Origin of the sequence: Methanospirillum hungatei JF-1, from assembly GCF_000013445.1 — an archaeon.
GTDB classification, from domain to species: Archaea; Halobacteriota; Methanomicrobia; order Methanomicrobiales; family Methanospirillaceae; genus Methanospirillum; species Methanospirillum hungatei.
Genome location: NC_007796.1, coordinates 735,435 through 755,634 on the forward strand (window position 1 = coordinate 735,435; position 20,200 = coordinate 755,634).

The window sequence follows — 20,200 nt, forward strand, 5'->3', positions numbered from 1 at the left end:
GTAACAATTTATATTAAAAATCAAATAAATCTTTTAATATCTTTATTTATAAAAAATAACCCATTTCTAGAGTTGGGTTACATAATCTGATGCCTATACCTGGGTAGAGCCGGTGAAAGGAGTAATATCTGACCAGATGATGTATTGAGATAGTTCCATTCCTTTCCAAAGGATACTTTCAGAATTTTGAAGATGCTTTATCGAAATTCGCAATTTTTTACATAAGGCCAAGTAGACAATCAGTTCTTTTATTATCTCTGAGGTATTATTCAGCATATACCTGATAACCAAAATTTCTCAGTCTCTATCACATTTGAATTTCATGGTACCAAAAGAGCATTCAGAGCAGGACTATTCTGCATCAGTTCAGGAGATCTACTCCCGGTACTCTTCCGGCCCCTCCGGGCTCGATCCTACTGAATGTCTTCACCGTCTCACTATTTATGGGAAAAATACCCTGATCCAGTCAAAGAAAAAATCGGTCTATATTAGGTTTTTCGCAAACTTCACGCATCTTATGGCAATCCTCCTGTGGATCGGTGGGATTGTCGCACTGATCGCACACATGCCCCAGCTCGCAGCAGCGGTGTGGATGGTAAATATTATCAATGGTCTTTTCTCCTTCTGGCAGGAGTTTAGAGCTGAGAAGGCTGCGGATGCCCTGATGCAGCTACTTCCCGTAAAGGTCCGTGTCATTCGGAATGGTGTCACTATCGAGATTGCAGCCGAAGATCTGGTTCCCGGTGACCTCATGGTCCTTGCAGAGGGGGATCATATCTCTGCAGATGGCCGGCTGGTGGAAGCATCAGAACTCAGGATTGATCAGTCCACATTAACGGGTGAGTCCCATCCGGTAAAGAAGACTGCTGATCCGTCATATGAGACTGATATCTCAAAGATTGAGTATCAGAATCTGGTCTTTGCAGGAACCAATGTTGTGTCAGGGACTGGGCTTGCAATAGTCACAACCACAGGTATGACCACCGAATTTGGAAAGGTTGCTCATCTCACCCAGGGGATAGAAGAGGAGAAAAGTCCCCTGCAGCAGGAGATGGTGCATGTCACCAGGATGGTCACCATTGTTGCGGTCAGTATCGGGATTCTCTTTTTCATCATGCTCATGACTCTGACAACCGTCACCCTTGCTGAAAGTTTTATTTTTGCTCTCGGCATGATTGTTGCATTCGTTCCTGAAGGTTTACTCCCGACAGTCACCCTTGCGCTTGCACGGGGTTCGCAACGGATGGCTAAACGAAATGCCCTGATCAAACGATTATCAGCGGTGGAGACTCTGGGCTGTACCAGTGTCATCTGCACTGATAAAACCGGGACCCTGACTCAGAATGAGATGACCATTACCCGGATATGGATCCCTGGTTCTTTCTTTTCGGTGACCGGAGTCGGCTATGGCCCCGAAGGTGAGATTACTCCTGACGAACCGGCGAATCAGAAGAATATGGATGCTCTCAGAGAATTGTTCATAGCCGGTGTTCTCTGTTCAAATGCACGGCTTCTTGCTCCGGATTCTGCAAATCCCCAATGGAATATTCTTGGTGATCCAACTGAAGCTGCCATCCTTGTCGCAGCAGAAAAGTCAGGAGTATATTATGAAGAGGAGAGCCACCGATTCCCACGGGTTCGGGAATTTCCCTTTGACTCCAGACGAAAATGCATGAGTACCCTGCACCTTGCAGAGAACGATCTCATCTGTTACCTGAAAGGTGCTCCAAAGGCAGTCCTTGACATCTCTTCAATGGTGATGGAGAATGGAGAACCCGTTTTGTTAACCGGGGAGAAACGGGCCAGAATCATGGAGGTGAATGACTCCTTTGCCGAGCAGGGACTTCGTGTTCTGGGGATTGCCCGGAAAAATATCCACGGCGATGTTACTCCGGAAAATGCTGAAGACGTGGAGCATGACATGACATTCCTCGGCCTTGTTGCCATGATGGATCCCCCCCGTCCTGAAGTTGCATTGGCCGTGAAAAAATGTCATCGTGCCTGTATCCGGATTATCATGATAACCGGCGATTATGGGCTTACAGCTAAAAGTATTGCCCGTCGTATTGGAATAATAACTAGTGATACCCCCCGTATCATCACCGGGGTAGAACTTGATCAGATGGACAATAATGACTTAAAACAGGCTTTGTCAGGGGAGGTCATCTTTGCTCGGGTTACCCCTGAGCATAAGCTCAGGGTAGTTGAAGTCTTGCGGGAAACTGGAGAAATTGTTGCAGTTACCGGGGATGGGGTGAATGATGCACCTGCTTTGAAAAAAGCGGATATTGGGGTTGCAATGGGAATATCCGGGACTGATGTAGCGAAAGAGGCTGCTGACATGGTTCTTACTGATGATAACTTTGCATCCATTGTCAATGCTATAGAGGAAGGCAGGGCGGTCTACGCTAATATTAAGAAGTTCACCGGTTACATCTTCACCAGTAATACCCCTGAGGCGGTTCCGTTCATCCTGTTTGCATTCAGTAAGGGAAGAATCCCGCTGGCTCTGGATGTGATGCCGATTCTTACCATCGATCTTGGAACCGATCTCGTTCCTGCCCTTGCCCTTGGGTCAGAACCGCCTGAGCCGGGGATTATGGATAAACCACCCAGAAATTTGAGAGAGCATGTCATCACCCGGTCACTCCTATTTCGGTCCTATCTCTGGCTTGGACCGATACAGAGCCTTGCCGTGATGTCTGCCTTTTTATATCAGTACTGGACGAACGGATACTGGGGAAGAATTTTCGACCTGCCTGCACAAGGCCCTCTCTATCACTCAGCAGTAGGAATGGCTCTTGCAGCGGTTGTGACCACCCAGATTGGTAATGTCCTTGCACACCGAACTGAACGAAGTTCTATTCTTAAAATCGGGTTTTTTACAAACAGAATGGTTTGGGCTGGTATTGTCAGTGAACTCATCATTATTATCATCGTTCTCTATATTCCGTTTTTCCAGGAAATAATCGGAACAGCTCCCTTCCCGGTAGAGAACTGGCTGTTTCTGTTTGCCTGGGCACCAGTCTTGTTACTGGCAGAGGAGTTCAGAAAGGGAGTTATTCGTATGATTGAAAAGAAAAAGGGAGTGAATAATCCATCAGGAGGGATAGCATGAAGATAATCATCATCGGATGTGGCCGTATGGGGTCAGGACTTGCCATGCGTCTTGTACGGTCACATCATGAAATTACGGTAGTGGATCATGATCACCGGGCATTTGACCGTCTTGGGGCAGGATTTTCCGGAATGATAATAGAACATGATGCCATGGACAAAAAATCATTTACGATGAGTGGGGTAGAAAAGGCAGATGGACTTGCCGCAGTAACCGGAAATGATGCAGTGAATATTGTCGTCGCCCGTGCGGCAAAACAGATGTACCGGGTTCCAAAGGTGATTGCCCGAACTCATGATCCCCGATATGCAGAGCTGTATCATAAATTGGGTATTGAGACGGTCACCAATGTAACTCTTGGTATAGAACGGATATCAGAACTTCTGACATTTTCAACTCTTGATATTATTCATGGAATCGGAGATGGAGAAGTAGGCATAGTCAGATATGATATTCCTCCGCTCCTTGCCGGACATCAGGTGAAGGATCTGACTGTCCCGGGTGAGATCATTGTCTTGTCACTGACCAGGAAGGGGAAGACCAGCATTCCAACCCTTGGAACTACACTGGAAAAAGGTGATGTGGTTCACATTGCCGTGGAAGAGCGGGCTGTTGACCGGTTAAAGAATGAAATGCGGACCGTCGGAGGTGGATAATGAGTCTTTCTGTATTGATTGCCGGTGGGGGTAAGGTCGGGACCTATCTTGCAAAGATCCTGATTTCCAACGGTAATATTGTTACCATCCTTGAAGGAGCACCAGAAGATTATCATAAACTCGAACAGGAATTTCAAGAGGGTCACCTGGTCAAAGGAGATCCGACCGATCCACAAGCCCTCATAGCTGCCGGAATAAAAAATGTCAATGTGGTTGCGGCAGTCACCAGACATGACGAGATGAACCTGGTCATAGCAAGCCTTGCAAAATTTGAGTTCAGGGTGAAAAGGACTATCGCCCGGGTAAACATCCCGAAAAATGCCTGGCTTTTTACCAGAGAGATGGGTGTTGATGTCATGGTGAATCAGGCAGATCTGATGGCTCATCTGATTGCACGGGAGATGACCGTCGGTGATATGATGACAATGCTCAAACTCCGGACCGGTGAATACTCCCTTGTAGAACACATCGTGACCAGTGGATCGGCCGCATCAGGCAAAGCGATTAAAGATCTCCACCTCCCACAGGAATGTGTCCTGTCTGCTATCATCAGGGATCATAAACTGGTTATCCCACGTGGGAATATCGTTCTTCATCCGGGAGATGAGGTCCTCACCGTTGCTCATGAATCGGTAACTGCGCAGGTAAGACAGGTACTTCAGGACCCCTCCGGATGATTATCAGTTCCTATCTGTTCATCACCTGGCAGGTACATTACTATACATGAAATATCTGATTTTTGATACAGAATCCACTGGACTTCCCAGAGAGGAGAAAGATCCCTTCCATTATCCTGAATACTGGCCACGTATGGTTCAGCTGGCATGGATTCTGACTGATGGTGAAACCATTATCACAGAGGAGAATTATCTTATCTATCCGGACGGGTTTGTTATTCCTTCTTCCTCCATGGAGATTCATGGCATTACCAATGAGCGTGCCAGAGAGGAAGGAAAACCGGTACTTGAGGTCCTTTCAGTATTTTCAGAATCAATCAAGCAGGCAGATGTCCTGGTCGGTCATAATGTCTCATTTGACCGGAGCATTGTGACATCTGAATATTCACGTGCAAAACTGAACGCACCTATCCTGAAACTTCCCTATCATTGTACCATGAAAACGTCGACAGAAGTCTGTAAATTACCCGCAAAAGGGGGAAGAAGAGGATATAAGTGGCCGTCACTCTCTGAACTTCACCAGTTTCTGTTTGAAGAACCATTTGAACATGCTCATGATGCAAGTGCTGATGTAAGGGCATGTATGCGGTGTTACCTCGAGCTCAAAAACCGTGGTCTTTTTCAGGAACTCTGGACAAAACCTGATCCAAAAGAGATGAAATGGAAGAAAAGAAGGAATAATCCGTATTATTGACCTGATTTCCCAATGATTCCGGAAAAAATTAACCAGTTATTCAAATCTGTATTTTCCATACGGAACGATCAATTCAAACCGTGCTCCCTGACCAAATACCCCTGTCTCCTGAATCCTGATACCGGTGATTGCCAGTACTTCCCGAACAAAATATAATCCCATACCTTTTTTCAAGTCATTTCTTCGTTGGAACAGTGTTTCCTTCTGTTCATCAGGAATTCCCTGTCCATTATCTTCAAAAATAATTTTAAGATCGTTTCCTTGCATTTCTGTATATAGATGGAGTCTTGTAACTGTATTTTTCCCATGAATGACCAGATTCATGGCCAGATTGAAGAAGACTTTTTCAAGAAGGGGATCAGCATACATAAAAACTCCTTTTATCTCTTCAACCCGTTCAATATGGGTGAGATCGAGGTGTGAAATTGCATAGAGGTATACCTGCAGAACATTCTGCCAGTATGCAGGTTTGATTCCCATATCCTGATAATCCTTTGCAAATTCAAGAGACTGGGATACTTTTTTTACAATACTCTTCTCCTTCTCAAAGAGTGTCAGAACAGCCGGGTCAGAGACCATATCTTTTTGCACTTCCAAATATCCGGACAGAGTAAATATGTAATTCCTTATGTCTTCAAAAGTGATGGCATTGAGAAGAGTAAGTTTATTCCTGGCTTTTTCTAAAGCTTCTTCAGCCTTTTTCCGATCTGAAATGTCCCGTGCGACTGACTGGTATTCAGTGATTGATCCTGAATCATCGAATAATCCCCGAATTGTTCCATTGATCCATCTCTCCTCTCCATCAGGCTGGAAAATTCTACACTCAAAAAATGCCACCGGGTTATCAGATGAGAGTGCGGTGATTTGGTTCAGAATCCCGGAAAGATATTCTTCAATTTCCTGGATCTCTCCTCCTTGCTGGAGGATATCTTCCCTATTTAACTGGAAGAAAGAACAGAAAGCATCATTAACAAAGATAATTTTTCTTTGTGGTGTGAACCGGAGAATGAGTTCTGTCTGATCTTCTACAATATTCCGGTATTTTTGTTCGCTCATCCGAAGTTCCTGCTCAAATGTTGCGAGGGTGTTGTAACTCTCTCTCAGTTCCTCCTCATTTGCTGCTAACTTTTCATATGCCTCATGTAAATCAGAATTTTTTTGAATGAGTTCCTGTTCAAATCTCTTCTGTTCGGTAACATCGACGAGAGTTGCAAGAGTCTGACCTGTTCCCGGCATCTGGGTAACACTGATCATGATATCCCTGATCTCTCCGTATCGGGTTTTGAATCTGAAATTATAAAGCGATGGGATGTCCTTTTCTCCTGCCTGCCGTCTCTTGTTGTACTCAATCATCCGGTTTCGTTCTTCAGGATCTGCAACAAACTCCACCCATTTCTTCTGCCCAATCACTTCATCTTGTGAATATCCCCATAACTCCTCAAATTTTTTATTTATGAGTGAGATGGAAAAATCTTTTTCTACAAGAATCAGGGGATTTTCTGAGTGTTCAAATATTGTCCTGTACTGTTCCTCTGAAATACGGAGTTTCTCTCTGGCCAGCGTTAATTCTGAAATTCGTAATTCAAGGTCAAGGTATGATTCCCTGAGGTTCTTCTGCATCTGTTCGATTCCACGGGCAAGAATGCCTATCTCATCAGTACGGGTAATTTCATGAATGTCTGTCACCAGATTTCCCTGCCCGATCTTTGAAACGGTAAAGGTAAGGTTGAGTACCGGGTCGGTCAGATACCGGGAGAGGACATAACCAAGAAGGCCTGAAAAGAGCGCCCCGATAATAAGAGCTGCAATGGTTACATGAATCATCCGGAGAATATTTTCAAATGCTTCAGTTGTGGAAAGTTCAATAATCACTGCCCAGTCTGTTCCTTCTATATCGGCATATGATCCGATCACCTCCTCTCCTTTTAATCCGATATATGGTGAAATATTAGTCCTTTCAGATTTTTCTGAAATAACATCCTGCACCGGTGGATATGCAGTCATTAATGAGCCATAACGGTCCAGTATATCAGATATCTTCTGATAGGCAACAAACTTACCCTCTTTATCAACAATATATACATACCCGCTGTTTCCAAGATCAATCTTCTCTATCTCTGACCATAATGGCAAAACGCTGGCAGTTCCTATAAGAACATGAGTAATTGCTCCCTGATGATCCGAAACCGGTATTGCAATATCAACGGAGATTAAACCTGTTTGGGGGAATACATAGATGGGTGAAATGACCGTTTCTCCTTTTAGGGCACGGTTAAATAACGATTCTGTTGAACGATTACCAAGTTCATCTGGCATGTAGGTATAAAAACGTGATAATTTTAAAACCTCTTTTCCGTCAGGAGTCAACACGGTGCATTCATGATACAATTTTCTCTTGTCATTGAGGAGGTCAATAAGAACTTCCTTTTGTTCTTTGATGGATAAGGTTGAAAAATGTGAACTGGTGGATAAAAGCATTAGATTATCAGCCAGATTTGAAAAGTAGTATGAAATTATCAGACTTACTTCTTCAGCTGTTTTCTTCTGGGTCAAATGGATAGTATTCCCCTGCTCTGAATATGCTATCCAGATAACTCCACAGCCGACGATCATAACCATAAGGATTACAAGAAGAACTATACTCAGTATGGTCCGGGTTGTAATCCGTTGCAGATAAGGGATGGTATGGGGTGATGTTGGGTACGTCATGGTTTGTCAGGGTTCGTGGCCTGGGTTGATTCTGCATATGTATCAGGCCATACTGTTGTCCATGATCCATTCTGTACCTGCATCATTGTTAATCTAGAATATTCATTCTGTCCCTCAGAGCTGAAGGAGATATAATCATCTGGGATGAGAATATCCTGATCGGAAGTAATATTCGTCTCTGATAATGCAGTTCGGATATCTTCACTCTCTAAAGATGCAGCCCTTTCCAATGCATCACTGAGTACCAGTATTGTCTGGTAGGTATGAGCGGAGGCACCAGAAAGGTTCACGCCGAATCGTGCATAGTATCGTTTATTTAAGTCACGGACTGCCGTTAGAGAATATACTAATTCAGATACTGAATAGATGCCTTCAGCATCAGGGCCGAGAGCATCTATAAACGCTTGTGAAATGGTTCCTCCACCTGAATATATCACAGGTCCGGTAAAACCTGCATTTTTTAATTCTCTGCTGATGATTATTCCATCTTTCAGATATGTTGTCGTAAAAATTGCATCAGGTTTTTCCCGAACAGTTCTTCTGATCTCTTCAAGATAATTGTCCACATCTGCTGCAACATAGCTGGTATCAATGGGAATGGTAAATCCCCCTCTCTTCAAAAATTTATGTTCAGCGATGGCTGCACTGGTTCCAAAGGCCGTATTTTCATAAATGAGTGCAACAGTTTTTATCGGATTAATTAATCTTCGGTTCATGGATTCAAGAAACTCGACTTTGGTATGTGCATAATCATCGACTGTGGGAATAATTCTGAATGTATAGGAATATCCTCTCTCAATAATGACATCAGATATTCCCGTATTTACCATGAAAGGAGTTTGATATTGCTCTGCAATCTGTGTAGCAGCGATGGCCACATTACTTTGATATGCCCCGACGAGTGCAGTTACCGTGTGATTCAGGATAAATTCTTTCGTTTTCATCGCACCAATGGTTGCATTTCCTTTTGAGTCAGCAATGATATATCTGAGCAATCGTCCTTCTTTGGATCGAATCCCTCCGTTTTTATTGATCTCTTCAATAGCCAGAATGGAGCCGTTCAGGCATTCATTTCCACGTCCGGCCAGTTCACCGGTCAATGGAAGGAGTATACCGATAGTGATGGTTTTGTTTATTACCGGAGATTTTTCTTCAACACACCCGCATGACAGAATAGTGCATATAATGAATAAACACAGTAAAACCGGGTAGTACCATGGTATCCGGGAATCTGGATCCAGTCTTCGTTTCATTGGGTATGAATGATAATCGACGAATAAAGTATATGTATATATTCAAACAACATAGGGGTGTCTGAAATATCGTGCCATGCCTACTGAACGTAATGGTATCATCCACTTGAAAAATAGATTGGTCCATGACCTGTACACCTAATGTGCATCATATTATGCACACTCTCTGAATTATTTCAGTAACTTTTCATCATTCTGTATTTAATTATTTGCATAATGGTTGACATATCCAATCCTTTTTTTATGTGGGAAGTACAATCATACATTACAATCTCACAAATAATGGACGGTTGTCTTTCTTTGGATCAGGAACATCCCTCTTTGCATATATGACAGTCATTAAAATTCTGCTTGTTGATGATCAGGAAGAACTTCTGGATATAACCCGGATTTTTCTTGAAAAGGGTGGGGACATCGTAGTTGAAACCAGCACATCTGCTATAACTGCGATAGAAATGCTCCGTGAGCATAAATATGATGCCATTGTCTCTGATTATGAAATGCCCCAGATGGATGGGATAGAATTTTTAAAAACCATCAAGAGGATGGGACTTGAAAAACCCTTCATCATCTTTACCGGAAGAAGTCGGGAAGATATTGTTATTGAGGCATTAAATTCAGGGGCTGATTTTTACCTTCAGAAAGGATCTGAACCAAAAGTCCAGTTTGCCGAGCTTCGGAATATGATTCATCAGGCTGTCATGAGAAAGAGGATAGAAGAAGCCCTCATCCAGTCTGAAACAAATTATAAAACCCTTGTAGAATGTACTCAGGATTCTATCTACATGGTTGACAAGAGGGGAAAATATCTTTTCATGAACTCTCATCACAAAGCCCGTCTTGGAATCAGTGACCAGGATTTTCATAATTATTATTATCAAGATCTTCATTCAGATGAAGAAACCGGACATTTTTTAAACCTTATTAAAGAGGTTATCGAAGAGAGCAGACCGGTTCATGACGAATATAGAAAAGGTGATAGGTGGTTTGTCAGAACCATCAGCCCGGTCAGGAATGAAATCCTTGATCTCACCATTGCAGCTACGGTAATTTCTACTGATATCACTCATACCCGGACGCTTGAAAAGACGGTCAGCACCCTAGAAGAACATTATAAAATACTTGTTGAAGCCATGCAGGACTCGGTGTATTCCGTCGATCCTGAATGCAGGTATAAATTTATGAATTCCCATCACCAGAAAAGGCTGGGGATTACCGGAGAATATATCGGGACTTATTATGGGGATTACCATGATAAAGCAGCAACCGATCGATTTGAATCTCATATCCAAAAGGTCATCAGTACAAAACAATCAGTTTGTGAACGATATACCGAAGATACCCGAATCTTTATCAGGACATACAGCCCGGTTCTGGACCCTGAAACACAGATGGTTCAGGAGATAGTTGTTATCTCCATTGAACCAGCCGGCAGATTTGAAAAAACCTAAACAGATAAATTGAGTTTTTTTCCTTACCATAAAGCTCTTTGGAATTTTCATTCCCTGATAATCACATCCTCGGTTTCGGTAAATGGATTTGTCCGTACTGCGAGAGAATGCAAATAAGGATAATGAATTTTCAGATGTGCGAGATATGAGAGCCAGACCGGGATCATCATCGAATATGCCCGGGTAATATCCCCCGAAACATGATCCACATCACTTTCGGGTAGGTTTGTACACTCTCCCCGGTGCTTAAGTTCTTCGGTCAGGTGAAAAACTGCCTGCAATACATCGGTGAAAGATTCGTGTTCTAAAAGCACCGGGTTTTGGAGCATTCTAACCAGGAGTTCTTCTTTCATCACCAGAAGATTTCGCAGGGGAATCAGTTCCGTACAGGTGATGGTGATCGAACAAGGCAGGTTCATTATCTCTTTTTGTTTTTTTTGATATTGTGGTGTATCCCATGTTTTCATCGATGAAAAAAAAGTTATCTTTTCTGTATGATCCCTGTCATGTTCAGAAAAATACCTGAGCAGCGGAGTTCCGATCTCTGAAAAAAATACTCCGATTACCATGTTCAGTTTATTGAGTTTATTCTTCATGGCCCGGTACTCAAGCATCTGATGTAAAATCAGGGTAACAAGAAGGACTTCTAATGGAAGGAAAGCAAGGTCATGGATGGTATAGATAAGAATATGATGAATATCATGAAAGATCATATAATGAAGAAGAAAAAGAAGGAATGATGAACAGCATAAGGAGAGAGCAAACAATATCAACCAGTTTCTGTTAGAAATCATCTGTTATGTGTATCATCTTATTTCCTGATGAGTATTTCTTCCCAGAGAAAAAAGGTTAGGCAGCATAGATATCTCCCGCCCCGGTCGCATAAAGCCAGTATCCATGTCCTGATTTGAGAAGGCGGTCATCCGAATGAATCCCTGAGCCCTTCCTGATTATCACGTCCTCGTATTTTTGCATACTCTCATCATATCCAATGAGATATGTCCAGCTGTCCCCCAGAGTACTCATTACATCCTTAGCTTTAATCGGTCCGATTCCCGGAGATCCGATAGCGTTCCATCCAGGTTCAACCGTTTTCTTCCCGCCACTAACCGGATCTAGCCAGAGAGTTGTGTCCACCCGGTTCTTGGAGTAAATCCAGTACCCCGTCACCGGATGCAGAACTGTATCCCTGTTTACTTTTGTCCAGCCCCATGTCTGGTTTGGAAATTCGAATATTGAGTGCCCGCTGGTTTCTATGGATCCAAATAGTGCGGCAGTATCACTTCCTGGTGAGAGTGATTTTGGAGGAGTGAAGAAATTCCAGCCAGGCATCAAGGTCAAGATATATTTGTTTCCGGTGCCGGTGACCGTGATATATGAGAGTTTTAATTCGGCATCACTCCCTTTCGGGCCGGTAACTGTCAGGTTTACATTATATGATCCAATGTTCTCGTATACATGAACGGGGTGCTGCTCGGATGAGGACGTACCATCTCCGAAATCCCAGAGCCAGCTCTCAATGGTGCCGAGTGAGGTATCTCTGAACTGGACAGTCAGTGGCAGACTCCCGGTCCTTGGTTCAGCCTCAAATGATGCTGATGGAGGCACGGAATCGGGAATAGCGAGCGGTAGTTCATCTACATTGTCTCCCCCAATCCGGTAGACCTCATCACAAAAACCATCGCCGTTTTCATCTTTGTGCGTCTCTGAAAATCCGGTTCCATCCGGTGTAGCCCAGAAATTACCGCCGATATACGGGCCAAGAACAATATTTGGTCCGGTTGTCTTTGGAATATTCCAGGTAACTTTCGTATCTGGTGTCAGTGCAACATTTTGGGAATTATTCAGGTAATTATCATAGATGGTCATCCCCGTTCCGGTAACAGAAAGTCCCGTTTTTTTATTTTCTGCGATTGCATTGCCTTTGAGAACGGAGTTGTATGCAGATACAAGCCTGACCGCTGATGAATCTTTTGTCCAGACAACGGTGTTATTTGATATATCAAGATATGAACTGGACTCTCCGTAGATTGCATTGCTGGTTGAGTTCCAGATGATGTTTCCATCAAGAATTCCTCCGACAACACTTTCAAACCTTACTCCTGCGTAATTCTCAAAGATCCAGTTATTCCTGATAACCGCTTTATTCCCTCTGACTGCAACACCAGGGCGGATGGCAGTTTCAGACCATGCTCCTGTCAGGGAAAAGTTCTCAACCGTTACTCCGGCGGCAGTGATGCTGACTGGTGTTCCGGTAAATTGTGCATCAATGATCGGTTTTTGTCCATCGGAACTGCTCTCTCCGATAAGGGTTATCGGTTTGTTTATAGTCAATTTTTCAGGATAATACCCATATCTGACGAGAATCGCCGATCCTGGTGGAGCGGTGTTGATCGCTTCCTGAATAAGCGAATGGTCATCGGGAACGATTATCTTTGTCGGTTCGGAGACGGTTATATAATTCTTCTTAACCATCATAGATTCTCCGGCCGGGGTATCACTTGTGAGGGTGACGGAGTATACTCCGTTATAGGTATAAGTATGGATGGGATTTTGCTCAGTAGAAGTAGCGCCGTCACCAAATTGCCAGAGCCAGCGTTCAGGGTTTCCGGTTGAGATATCATGGAACGTTACCGTCAGCGGTGCACTCCCACTGGTTGGTTCTGCGTAAAAATCTGCTTTTGGCCCGGAAATAAGCCGGTATCCTGCCCGAATACATGCATTCCCCTGAGGATCCCAGGTTGTCAGATCAGACCATTTTCCAGTGGATGTTTTCACATAACTCTGTCCAGGCTGTGCAGTCGCTTTGCTGCTGTACCCTGGCACCGGATATTCAACCGGGATAGGAAATCCATAGTCCGGGGTGTTAAAATCAACAACTATAGAGAATTTCTCACCTTTCTTTACCTTTACCGGGAGATCAAATTGCAGTGAGTGGTACCCGGGAATCTGATATACTTCACCATTTGACGTTGCCACCGGAGCGCTTCCTACCGGTCCATTATCTGGATTGAGATATACTGATGCGGTAACACTGGTACCGACCTGTGGGATGTAAAACCCGGCACTCGTAACCTCGATATCAGCATCAGCAGTGAAAACATTTGCAGCAGAGGCATCGGCAAATCCAAATCCGAAACTGTTTACCCAGCCTAATGTGTCATAGCCATAACTACCGTCAGTATTGTCGGTTGCTGCAGTAAATGCAGAGATCCGCTTTGCAATCAGAGTGTCGTAATATGAGATATAAAAGAACCCTTTATCTCCCCAGTTTGTACCCCAGCTGTTTGCACAGATAAATGCCCCGTCTCCTGCCGGTTCAGTATTAAAATTCGATGCAGGATAGGTATCATCCCAGCCGATTATGGAGATCGCATGGTTGGGGGTTGTTCCATCAGGATTATAATACCCATTTGTTCCGGTATTGAAGTACTGGTCATCATAGAGGATAGTTGAGTAAAGACAGCCAAGATTCACCAGAGCCCATTTTACATTTTCATTATCGGTCGGACCGGAGCGTCCGGGTATCATCGGAACATCGCTGACCCGTGTCTCTACCGGGAGATTCTGGGGTGAAATAAAAGAATACGGATTATATGGGTCAAGTTTTTCCGGTACCGGCCCAGAACCCCGAAGGAAATAGGCGGCAGCCATGAGATCATTTCCCCCATCGGCAAAGTCGAACCCTTCCGGATCATATATAGAGACATGGTTTTTCAGGTTGTTTTCAGAAAAATCTTTGGCAACTTCAGGAAGAAGAGATGATTCAAGAGATTTTACTGCAGCAAAATCCCAGCAGCTCCCGCTCTGCCCCTGGTCACGGATAGCAGGGACCCGTTTTGAATCCCGAAGATCAAATTTTGATGGATAATCTGCCAGAATTGACAGACTTCGAATCTTCTTTCCTATCAGGTGGGAGAGATCCACGGGGCTCTCCCGAAGCGGCCCGCTTCCGCAGCAATATTGGCTGTCTGCTGAGGTATTCTCAGATTCTGTTATCTTCTGCCATTGAAGTGACAAGGGAGCAAACCCCCCCTCACTGAAATCCTCTCCATCCGCATAGCAGTGAGTCCCTCCTGCTATTAATGCAATAATAAGAAGAATGCACAGACTCTTCCCTGACCACATCCACCTCACCTTATGGTATATTAGGTAATCTTACATAAGTCACCTTTCATAAAAAAGAAAGAATAGATTAATCCTGGTTTGGATGAGGTGAGGAGGATTTTACCATCATGAATATGATAACAGATACCATCAATATTACCGGAAATGTTTCAAGGCAGGTGTACAGTCCTGCCATATCAGCAACCGCTCCTGATATCGACACCCCGATTGCTCCAGCACCCATAGCAATTCCGAGGAATAATCCAGAAATCAGCCCTATCTTAGAGGGTATCATCTCGTGGGATAATGCAATGGTGACCGAGAAAGACGACCAGAGTAAAAATCCGAAGATCATCATGGAAAGAATCAGGAACAGTCCATGGGTCAGAAGAATAGCGATGAATGCCGGAATGGATGCTAATGTGGTGAAAACGATAACTTTTTTCCGTCCAATCCGATCAGACAGGGCACCACCTGATAACTGACCGGCAACACCTGCTATCATCATGATACTCACCAGTGTAGTCGCTTCAAGGAGCGAATATCCTTCAAGCACCAGATATGTGGGTAAAAAGGTCATAGCTCCAAAGGTAACCCATGATCGGAGGGTAGCTCCAGTGAAGAGGAGCATGACCGGTCTCCAGTTCTCCTTTCCTTCTGATGTCTTCTCCTGTTTTATGTTACAGCAATCCGTAATCGGGTTTACGTGCAGGAATAATGCGGTTGCAATTGCAGGGACAATCAGCCAGATGACCTGAGGTACTCCCCCGGTTGTCAGGATTATCCCGGCAATGATGGGCCCGAGAGCCATTCCCATATTCCCACCTACCACAAAGAGCGAGGTAAGTTTCCCTCGGGAACTTCCGGTTGCAAGAATACTGACCTGACAGAGAGCACCGGGATGAAAACTTGCATGTCCAACCCCTGAAAGGGCTACACACAGGAGCATGATATAATACTGGTTTGGAATCAGACCAAGCACAGATACTCCTATACCGGAGAGGAGGATGGAAATTCCAATACTGACTTTAATTCCCTTGTTATCTGCCAGATATCCAAAGAGGGGTTGTAAGAGTGATGAGGTAAGACTATGAACAACCGGGAGTAATGCAGCCTCAAAATACCCGTATCCATACATGGTGATCAGCACCGGCTGGAGTGCCATCAGGATAGGAGCATAAATATCATTGATCAGGTGGGCGATGGTTAGTTCACCGATTCTCCGAAAAGCACTCAACAGAAGTCCCCCATTGATTCATCTGTCTCATTCCGGGCATTATACTGCATAAGTTCTCTTCTGACCTCGCAGAGTCGTTCTTCATACACCGATTCCATCGCCTGGAGGACCTTCTTCATTGTGTGTATATCTTTGGTTTCCAGAGGGTCTATTCGGCTGATAATCCGCTGATAAATTTCTTCATGGAGCGTTTCATGATGCCGGTATGCTTTCTCACCAAGGGGCGTCAGTGACAGGAATACTTCTTTCTCATTCTTTACTCCCCTACTTTTAGTTACAAGACCACGTTTTGCCAATTTCGTCACCTGCTGAGAGGCAGCTCCTGGTGTAATCCCGAGAATATCTGAAATTGTCCGGATATTAGACTCTGGATTAGCACCGATTGCCTGAATCAGGTGAATGTCTGATGGTGTCATCAGTTCATTAATCCCATAATTTCGGGGCAGTTTTTCTGATTCGCCTAATTTGTTCATGAGACGCATCCAGACCTGGTACAGGTCCCGGATATTTTGATTATCTTCCATTTTCCTTAGTTACTATATGATTTAGTAACTATATAATTTATCCGCAACTCTTATTCAGGAGTTTATAATAAGCATTCTAAAAAAGTGTTTTTTGAAAAATCAGGAATGTTTTTCCCACCGGAGAAGATTCATCACCTGTGAGAGTGTTTTTCCCTGTTTGAGTTCCTGCCTTATCCGAAGCTCCGTATTGTAAACCTCTTTGGCACGTCTGGCAATCTCATAGGCTCTGGTTTTTGGGATGACAACTACACCACTTTCATCGGCGATGATCCAGTCTCCGGGGTTCACCGTCTGCCCACCACACTGGATTTCAGATCCAATCTCACCAAATCCTTTTGGTTCTCCGGCATTCGGGACCATTGCCGTGGACCATAGGGGGTACTGCATCTTTTTGATATCATCAACATCCCTGACTGCTCCATCAATGATAACACCACTAATCCCCCGGTTCAGACAGGAGATGGTTGCAAGCTCTCCCCAGGGAGCAACATGTGTTCCCTTGTCGTTGTTAATAACGATGACATCACCTGGTAATGCGATATCGATTGCCTCCACCGGTTTTGCCCAATCCCCGGCAAAAGTCTGCACCGTGACCGCCTTCCCGACTGCTTTTGTTCCCGGGCAGAGCGGGATCATTCCTGACATGGCTCCTTTCCGATGCATGGCATCAGATACATTGGATGATGAGACATACCTGAGAATCTCCCGAATTTCATCTTCCTGAGAGATGTCAGGGCCTGCATAGGGAACCGGCTGATTCATGGCCTCCTTAATTCTGCGCGTAGAACCGGTGACATCAGATGACCTGATAATGGATCCACCGACAATGACAATGGAGGCCCCTGCAGCTATTGCTCCAGGTGCTGTTTTCTCTGATATTCCACCGGCTGCAGCGACTGGTATGCTCACTTCCCTGATAACTTTCATGAGAAGGTCAAGTGAGTCTGTCCCGGTCATCTGCTGGTCAATACCGGTATGAGCACAGATATAATCAACACCAAGCTGTTCAAGTTCGCCGGCCCTGCCTGAAGGGTTTGGAACGGAGATGAGGTCTGCCATGATCTTCACCCCATATTTTCGTGCAGCCCGAACCGATTCGGCAATGACAGAATTATCAGAGGCTCCGAGGACACAAACGATATCTGCTCCTGACTTTGCTGCCATTTCTACTTCGATTGCCCCGGTGTCAGCAGTTTTCATATCCGCAATGATCTGCCGGTCAGGAAATGCTGATTTCAATGCGGACACGGCTCTCATCCCTTCACTTTTAATGAGCGGAGTTCCAACTTCCAGCCAGTCAGCACCTCCGAGAACAGCTTCACCGGCTATGGTAATAGCTCGGTCAAGTTCAACCAGATCCAGCGCGACCTGGAGTACAGACCGGTTCATAGGTACACGTTACCGGTATCTTGGATAATTGTTTTCCTTTTTATGATTGTATGCCCTGGAATAATGTCTGCCATACCCCTCGGGGAAGATACTTAAATCTCTCTGAATTTATAGATCCTATTACATACAGTCTGAACCGGCTGTCTTTGTGGGGGATGAACATGCAGTTCGCGCATTTTCGATATCTGTTAACTCTTATAATATTGACCGGATTATCGTTTTCAGGTTTGATATCCGGAGTATATGCTGATGAAGTATCTGAATCGTCAAATGGGACCGGAGAGTCAGCACCTGCTCCGTATGTGCCCGGCGAAGTCATTGTAAAGTATAAAGACGGGACAGTTGCAGCACTTGCAGCTGAAGGATCAGGACCGGTTGCTCTTGAGGCGCTGGGGGCAGAAGTAGCAACCGATTTTTCAGCTGAGGGTCTTTCCAATCTTCAGGCACTTGATATTACTGGCCCGGTGTCTGTAAAAGAGGCCATCGCAGAACTTGAAAGTTCACCATATGTCGCCTATGCTGAGCCGAATTATATCATCTCGTTATCACTTCCGGAGACAGAGCCGGCAGGTCCTGATGAGATAGGAGCGCTTTCTGCCCTGTCATTTCCGAATGATCCAAAATTTTCCGATCAATGGGGCCTTTTCAATACCGGCCAGACCGGGGGGATTAGTGGTGCTGATATTGGAGCCTCAAAGGCCTGGGACATTACTACCGGATCAAATGCTATAGTAGTAGCCGTCATTGATACCGGTGTGGATTATAACCATCCGGATCTGGCGGGAAATATCTGGACAAACCCCGGAGAAATCCCTAATAATGGTATTGACGATGACGGGAACGGGTATGTGGATGATGTTCACGGATATGACTTTATCAACAACGATAATGACCCGATGGATGACAACGGACATGGAACTCATTGTGCCGGAGTCATCGGAGCGATTGGAAATAACGGGGTAGGAATTGCTGGTGTTGCCTGGAAGGTAAAGATCATGCCTCTGAAGTTTCTGCGGGCCGATGGTAACGGAGATACAGCAGCATCACTCAATGCCATTGCCTATGCACGACGGATGGGAGCCAATGTTATCAGCTGTTCATGGGGTGGGACCGCAAAAAGTCAGGCATTAGGGGATGCGATTGCTTCAACCAATATTCTGTTCCCCTGTGCTGCAGGAAATGCGGGATCTAACAATGATATCACACCGCATTACCCATCCGGCTTTGATTCACCCCAGATTATATCAGTTGCAGCATCTGATGCAAAGGATGGGATACCTTCATTCTCTAATTATGGCGCAACCACCGTAGACGTCGCGGCTCCTGGAGACTGGATTATGTCTACGTATCCGACATCACTCGGTCATCAGTATGTGAAGATGAAAGGGACCTCAATGGCAACACCTCATGTAGCAGGTCTTGCAGCCCTTCTGCTCTCGAAGAATCCATCCATGACTCCTGCAGCTCTGAAGGCTAAGATAATGGACACCGTCGATAAACTCCCTGCATTCTCTGGGAAAACAGTTTCTGGTGGAAGAATTAATGTTTATAAAGCCCTTGGCGGAGGAGGTTCTTCTTCGGGTGTTGTTGCCCTTCCGGGTATGAGCCAGCCACCAAAAGACCTCAATGGTGACGGGAAGTATGAGGATGTGAACGGAAATGGGCGTGCAGATTACTCGGACGTGGTGACCTTCTTTAAGCAGATGGACTGGATCAGTAAAAATGAACCGGTGGCAGCATTTGACTTTTCAGGAAATAACAGAATTGATTATACAGACGTGGTCAAGTTATTCCAGTCTATATAATGGTAATGGACGGTAAAATCAAGATTGGATTATTCAATCCCTTATTTTTCTTCCGGTGACCACCGGTTGGTAAAGAAGATCTCTTTTCCCGGTTTTTTGCTTGGAACCTTCACTTCTTTCGGGTACCCTGCCGGAATGAGTGATGTTAATGAATAAGGCTCTGGTATCTCCAGAAGTTTACAGATATCAGCCCCATACTCTTTTTTATCTCCGGCAACCCAGCAGGTCCCGACACCATAGGACTGCAGACAGGTTATCATGTTCATGGTTGCTGCACAGCAGTCTTCCAGATAATATTTCGCATTTTTATCCCCGCATATGACAAAACAGGCTGCTGCTTCAGCGATGAACTTCCCATGATCGGTAAAATCTGCAATTTTTTTCAGCAGATCACGATCTGTTACAACACCAAGAAGCCAGGGCTGCAGATTCATTGCTGTCGGAGCCAGACGACCACACTCAAGGGTTTCTTTAATAATTTCATCGCTGAGTGGTTTGTCAATGTATGATCTGACGCTCCGCCGTGATTTGATAATCGTCACTCCAAGATTCATAGTATTCATTATTACTTATCATTGAA

At 44.7% G+C, this 20,200-nt stretch carries 14 protein-coding genes; 6 read left to right on the plus strand and 8 right to left on the minus strand.

The features are described 5' to 3' along the window. Positions 1-322 precede the first annotated feature (322 nt). Genes MHUN_RS03355 through MHUN_RS03370 form a run of 4 tightly spaced genes read left to right on the plus strand, consistent with a single transcriptional unit; the run spans position 323 to position 5,145 of the window. Complete coding sequence (locus MHUN_RS03355; RefSeq protein ID WP_011447676.1) at positions 323-3,118, plus strand: cation-translocating P-type ATPase; 2,796 nt, start codon at positions 323-325, stop codon at positions 3,116-3,118. Continuing rightward, positions 3,115-3,774, plus strand: coding sequence for a potassium channel family protein (locus MHUN_RS03360; RefSeq protein WP_011447677.1), 660 nt, complete (start codon positions 3,115-3,117; stop codon positions 3,772-3,774). Before MHUN_RS03355 ends, MHUN_RS03360 begins: the two co-directional genes overlap by 4 nt. Then, positions 3,774-4,451, plus strand: coding sequence for a potassium channel family protein (locus MHUN_RS03365; RefSeq protein WP_011447678.1), 678 nt, complete (start codon positions 3,774-3,776; stop codon positions 4,449-4,451). Before MHUN_RS03360 ends, MHUN_RS03365 begins: the two co-directional genes overlap by 1 nt. A gap of 46 nt (positions 4,452-4,497) precedes the next feature. Then, complete coding sequence (locus tag MHUN_RS03370) at positions 4,498-5,145, plus strand: 3'-5' exonuclease (protein WP_011447679.1); 648 nt, start codon at positions 4,498-4,500, stop codon at positions 5,143-5,145. 36 nt (positions 5,146-5,181) lie between these two features. On the opposite strand, the gene MHUN_RS17160 is transcribed toward MHUN_RS03370, so the two are convergent. Beyond that, positions 5,182-7,854, minus strand: coding sequence for a cache domain-containing protein (locus MHUN_RS17160; RefSeq protein ID WP_011447680.1), 2,673 nt, complete (start codon positions 7,852-7,854; stop codon positions 5,182-5,184). Beyond that, entirely contained in the window at positions 7,851-9,107 is a 1,257-nt protein-coding gene (locus MHUN_RS03380) for an ABC transporter substrate-binding protein (RefSeq protein WP_011447681.1), read from the minus strand. The genes MHUN_RS17160 and MHUN_RS03380 overlap by 4 nt, the downstream gene beginning before the upstream one ends. Before the next feature lie 329 nt (positions 9,108-9,436). On the opposite strand from MHUN_RS03380, the gene MHUN_RS03385 reads away from it, so the two are divergent. After that, entirely contained in the window at positions 9,437-10,558 is a 1,122-nt protein-coding gene (locus MHUN_RS03385; RefSeq protein ID WP_048067253.1) for a response regulator, read from the plus strand. Between the two features lie 47 nt (positions 10,559-10,605). Here the strand turns inward: MHUN_RS03385 and MHUN_RS03390 are convergent, their stop codons facing one another. The 5 genes from MHUN_RS03390 to hxlA all read right to left on the minus strand — a co-directional run bounded on the left by MHUN_RS03390 (position 10,606) and on the right by hxlA (position 17,815). After that, complete coding sequence (locus tag MHUN_RS03390) at positions 10,606-11,271, minus strand: hypothetical protein (RefSeq protein WP_204223022.1); 666 nt, start codon at positions 11,269-11,271, stop codon at positions 10,606-10,608. A gap of 136 nt (positions 11,272-11,407) precedes the next feature. Then, the gene (locus MHUN_RS19690; protein WP_011447684.1) at positions 11,408-14,686 is read right to left on the minus strand and encodes a NosD domain-containing protein; all 3,279 of its coding nucleotides are present in this window, start codon (positions 14,684-14,686) and stop codon (positions 11,408-11,410) included. A 67-nt stretch (positions 14,687-14,753) separates the two neighbouring features. Next, the gene (locus tag MHUN_RS03400) at positions 14,754-15,902 is read right to left on the minus strand and encodes an MFS transporter (RefSeq protein WP_011447685.1); all 1,149 of its coding nucleotides are present in this window, start codon (positions 15,900-15,902) and stop codon (positions 14,754-14,756) included. Then, positions 15,899-16,426: a MarR family winged helix-turn-helix transcriptional regulator gene (locus MHUN_RS03405; protein WP_239441563.1), complete on the minus strand. Its 528-nt coding sequence runs from the start codon at positions 16,424-16,426 to the stop codon at positions 15,899-15,901. The genes MHUN_RS03400 and MHUN_RS03405 overlap by 4 nt, the downstream gene beginning before the upstream one ends. A gap of 99 nt (positions 16,427-16,525) precedes the next feature. Next, positions 16,526-17,815 (minus strand): 3-hexulose-6-phosphate synthase, encoded by a 1,290-nt coding sequence (gene hxlA, locus MHUN_RS03410; RefSeq protein ID WP_011447687.1) that lies wholly within the window; start codon positions 17,813-17,815, stop codon positions 16,526-16,528. Positions 17,816-17,976: 161 nt separating this feature from the next. Here hxlA and MHUN_RS03415 point away from each other — a divergent pair, with 161 nt between their 5' ends. Next, positions 17,977-19,620, plus strand: coding sequence for a S8 family serine peptidase (locus MHUN_RS03415; RefSeq protein WP_011447688.1), 1,644 nt, complete (start codon positions 17,977-17,979; stop codon positions 19,618-19,620). 41 nt (positions 19,621-19,661) lie between these two features. Here MHUN_RS03415 and MHUN_RS03420 read toward each other — a convergent pair whose 3' ends face one another. Beyond that, on the minus strand, positions 19,662-20,174 hold the full coding sequence (locus tag MHUN_RS03420) for a nitroreductase family protein (protein WP_048067772.1): 513 nt from the start codon (positions 20,172-20,174) through the stop codon (positions 19,662-19,664). Between the last annotated feature and the right edge of the window lie 26 nt (positions 20,175-20,200).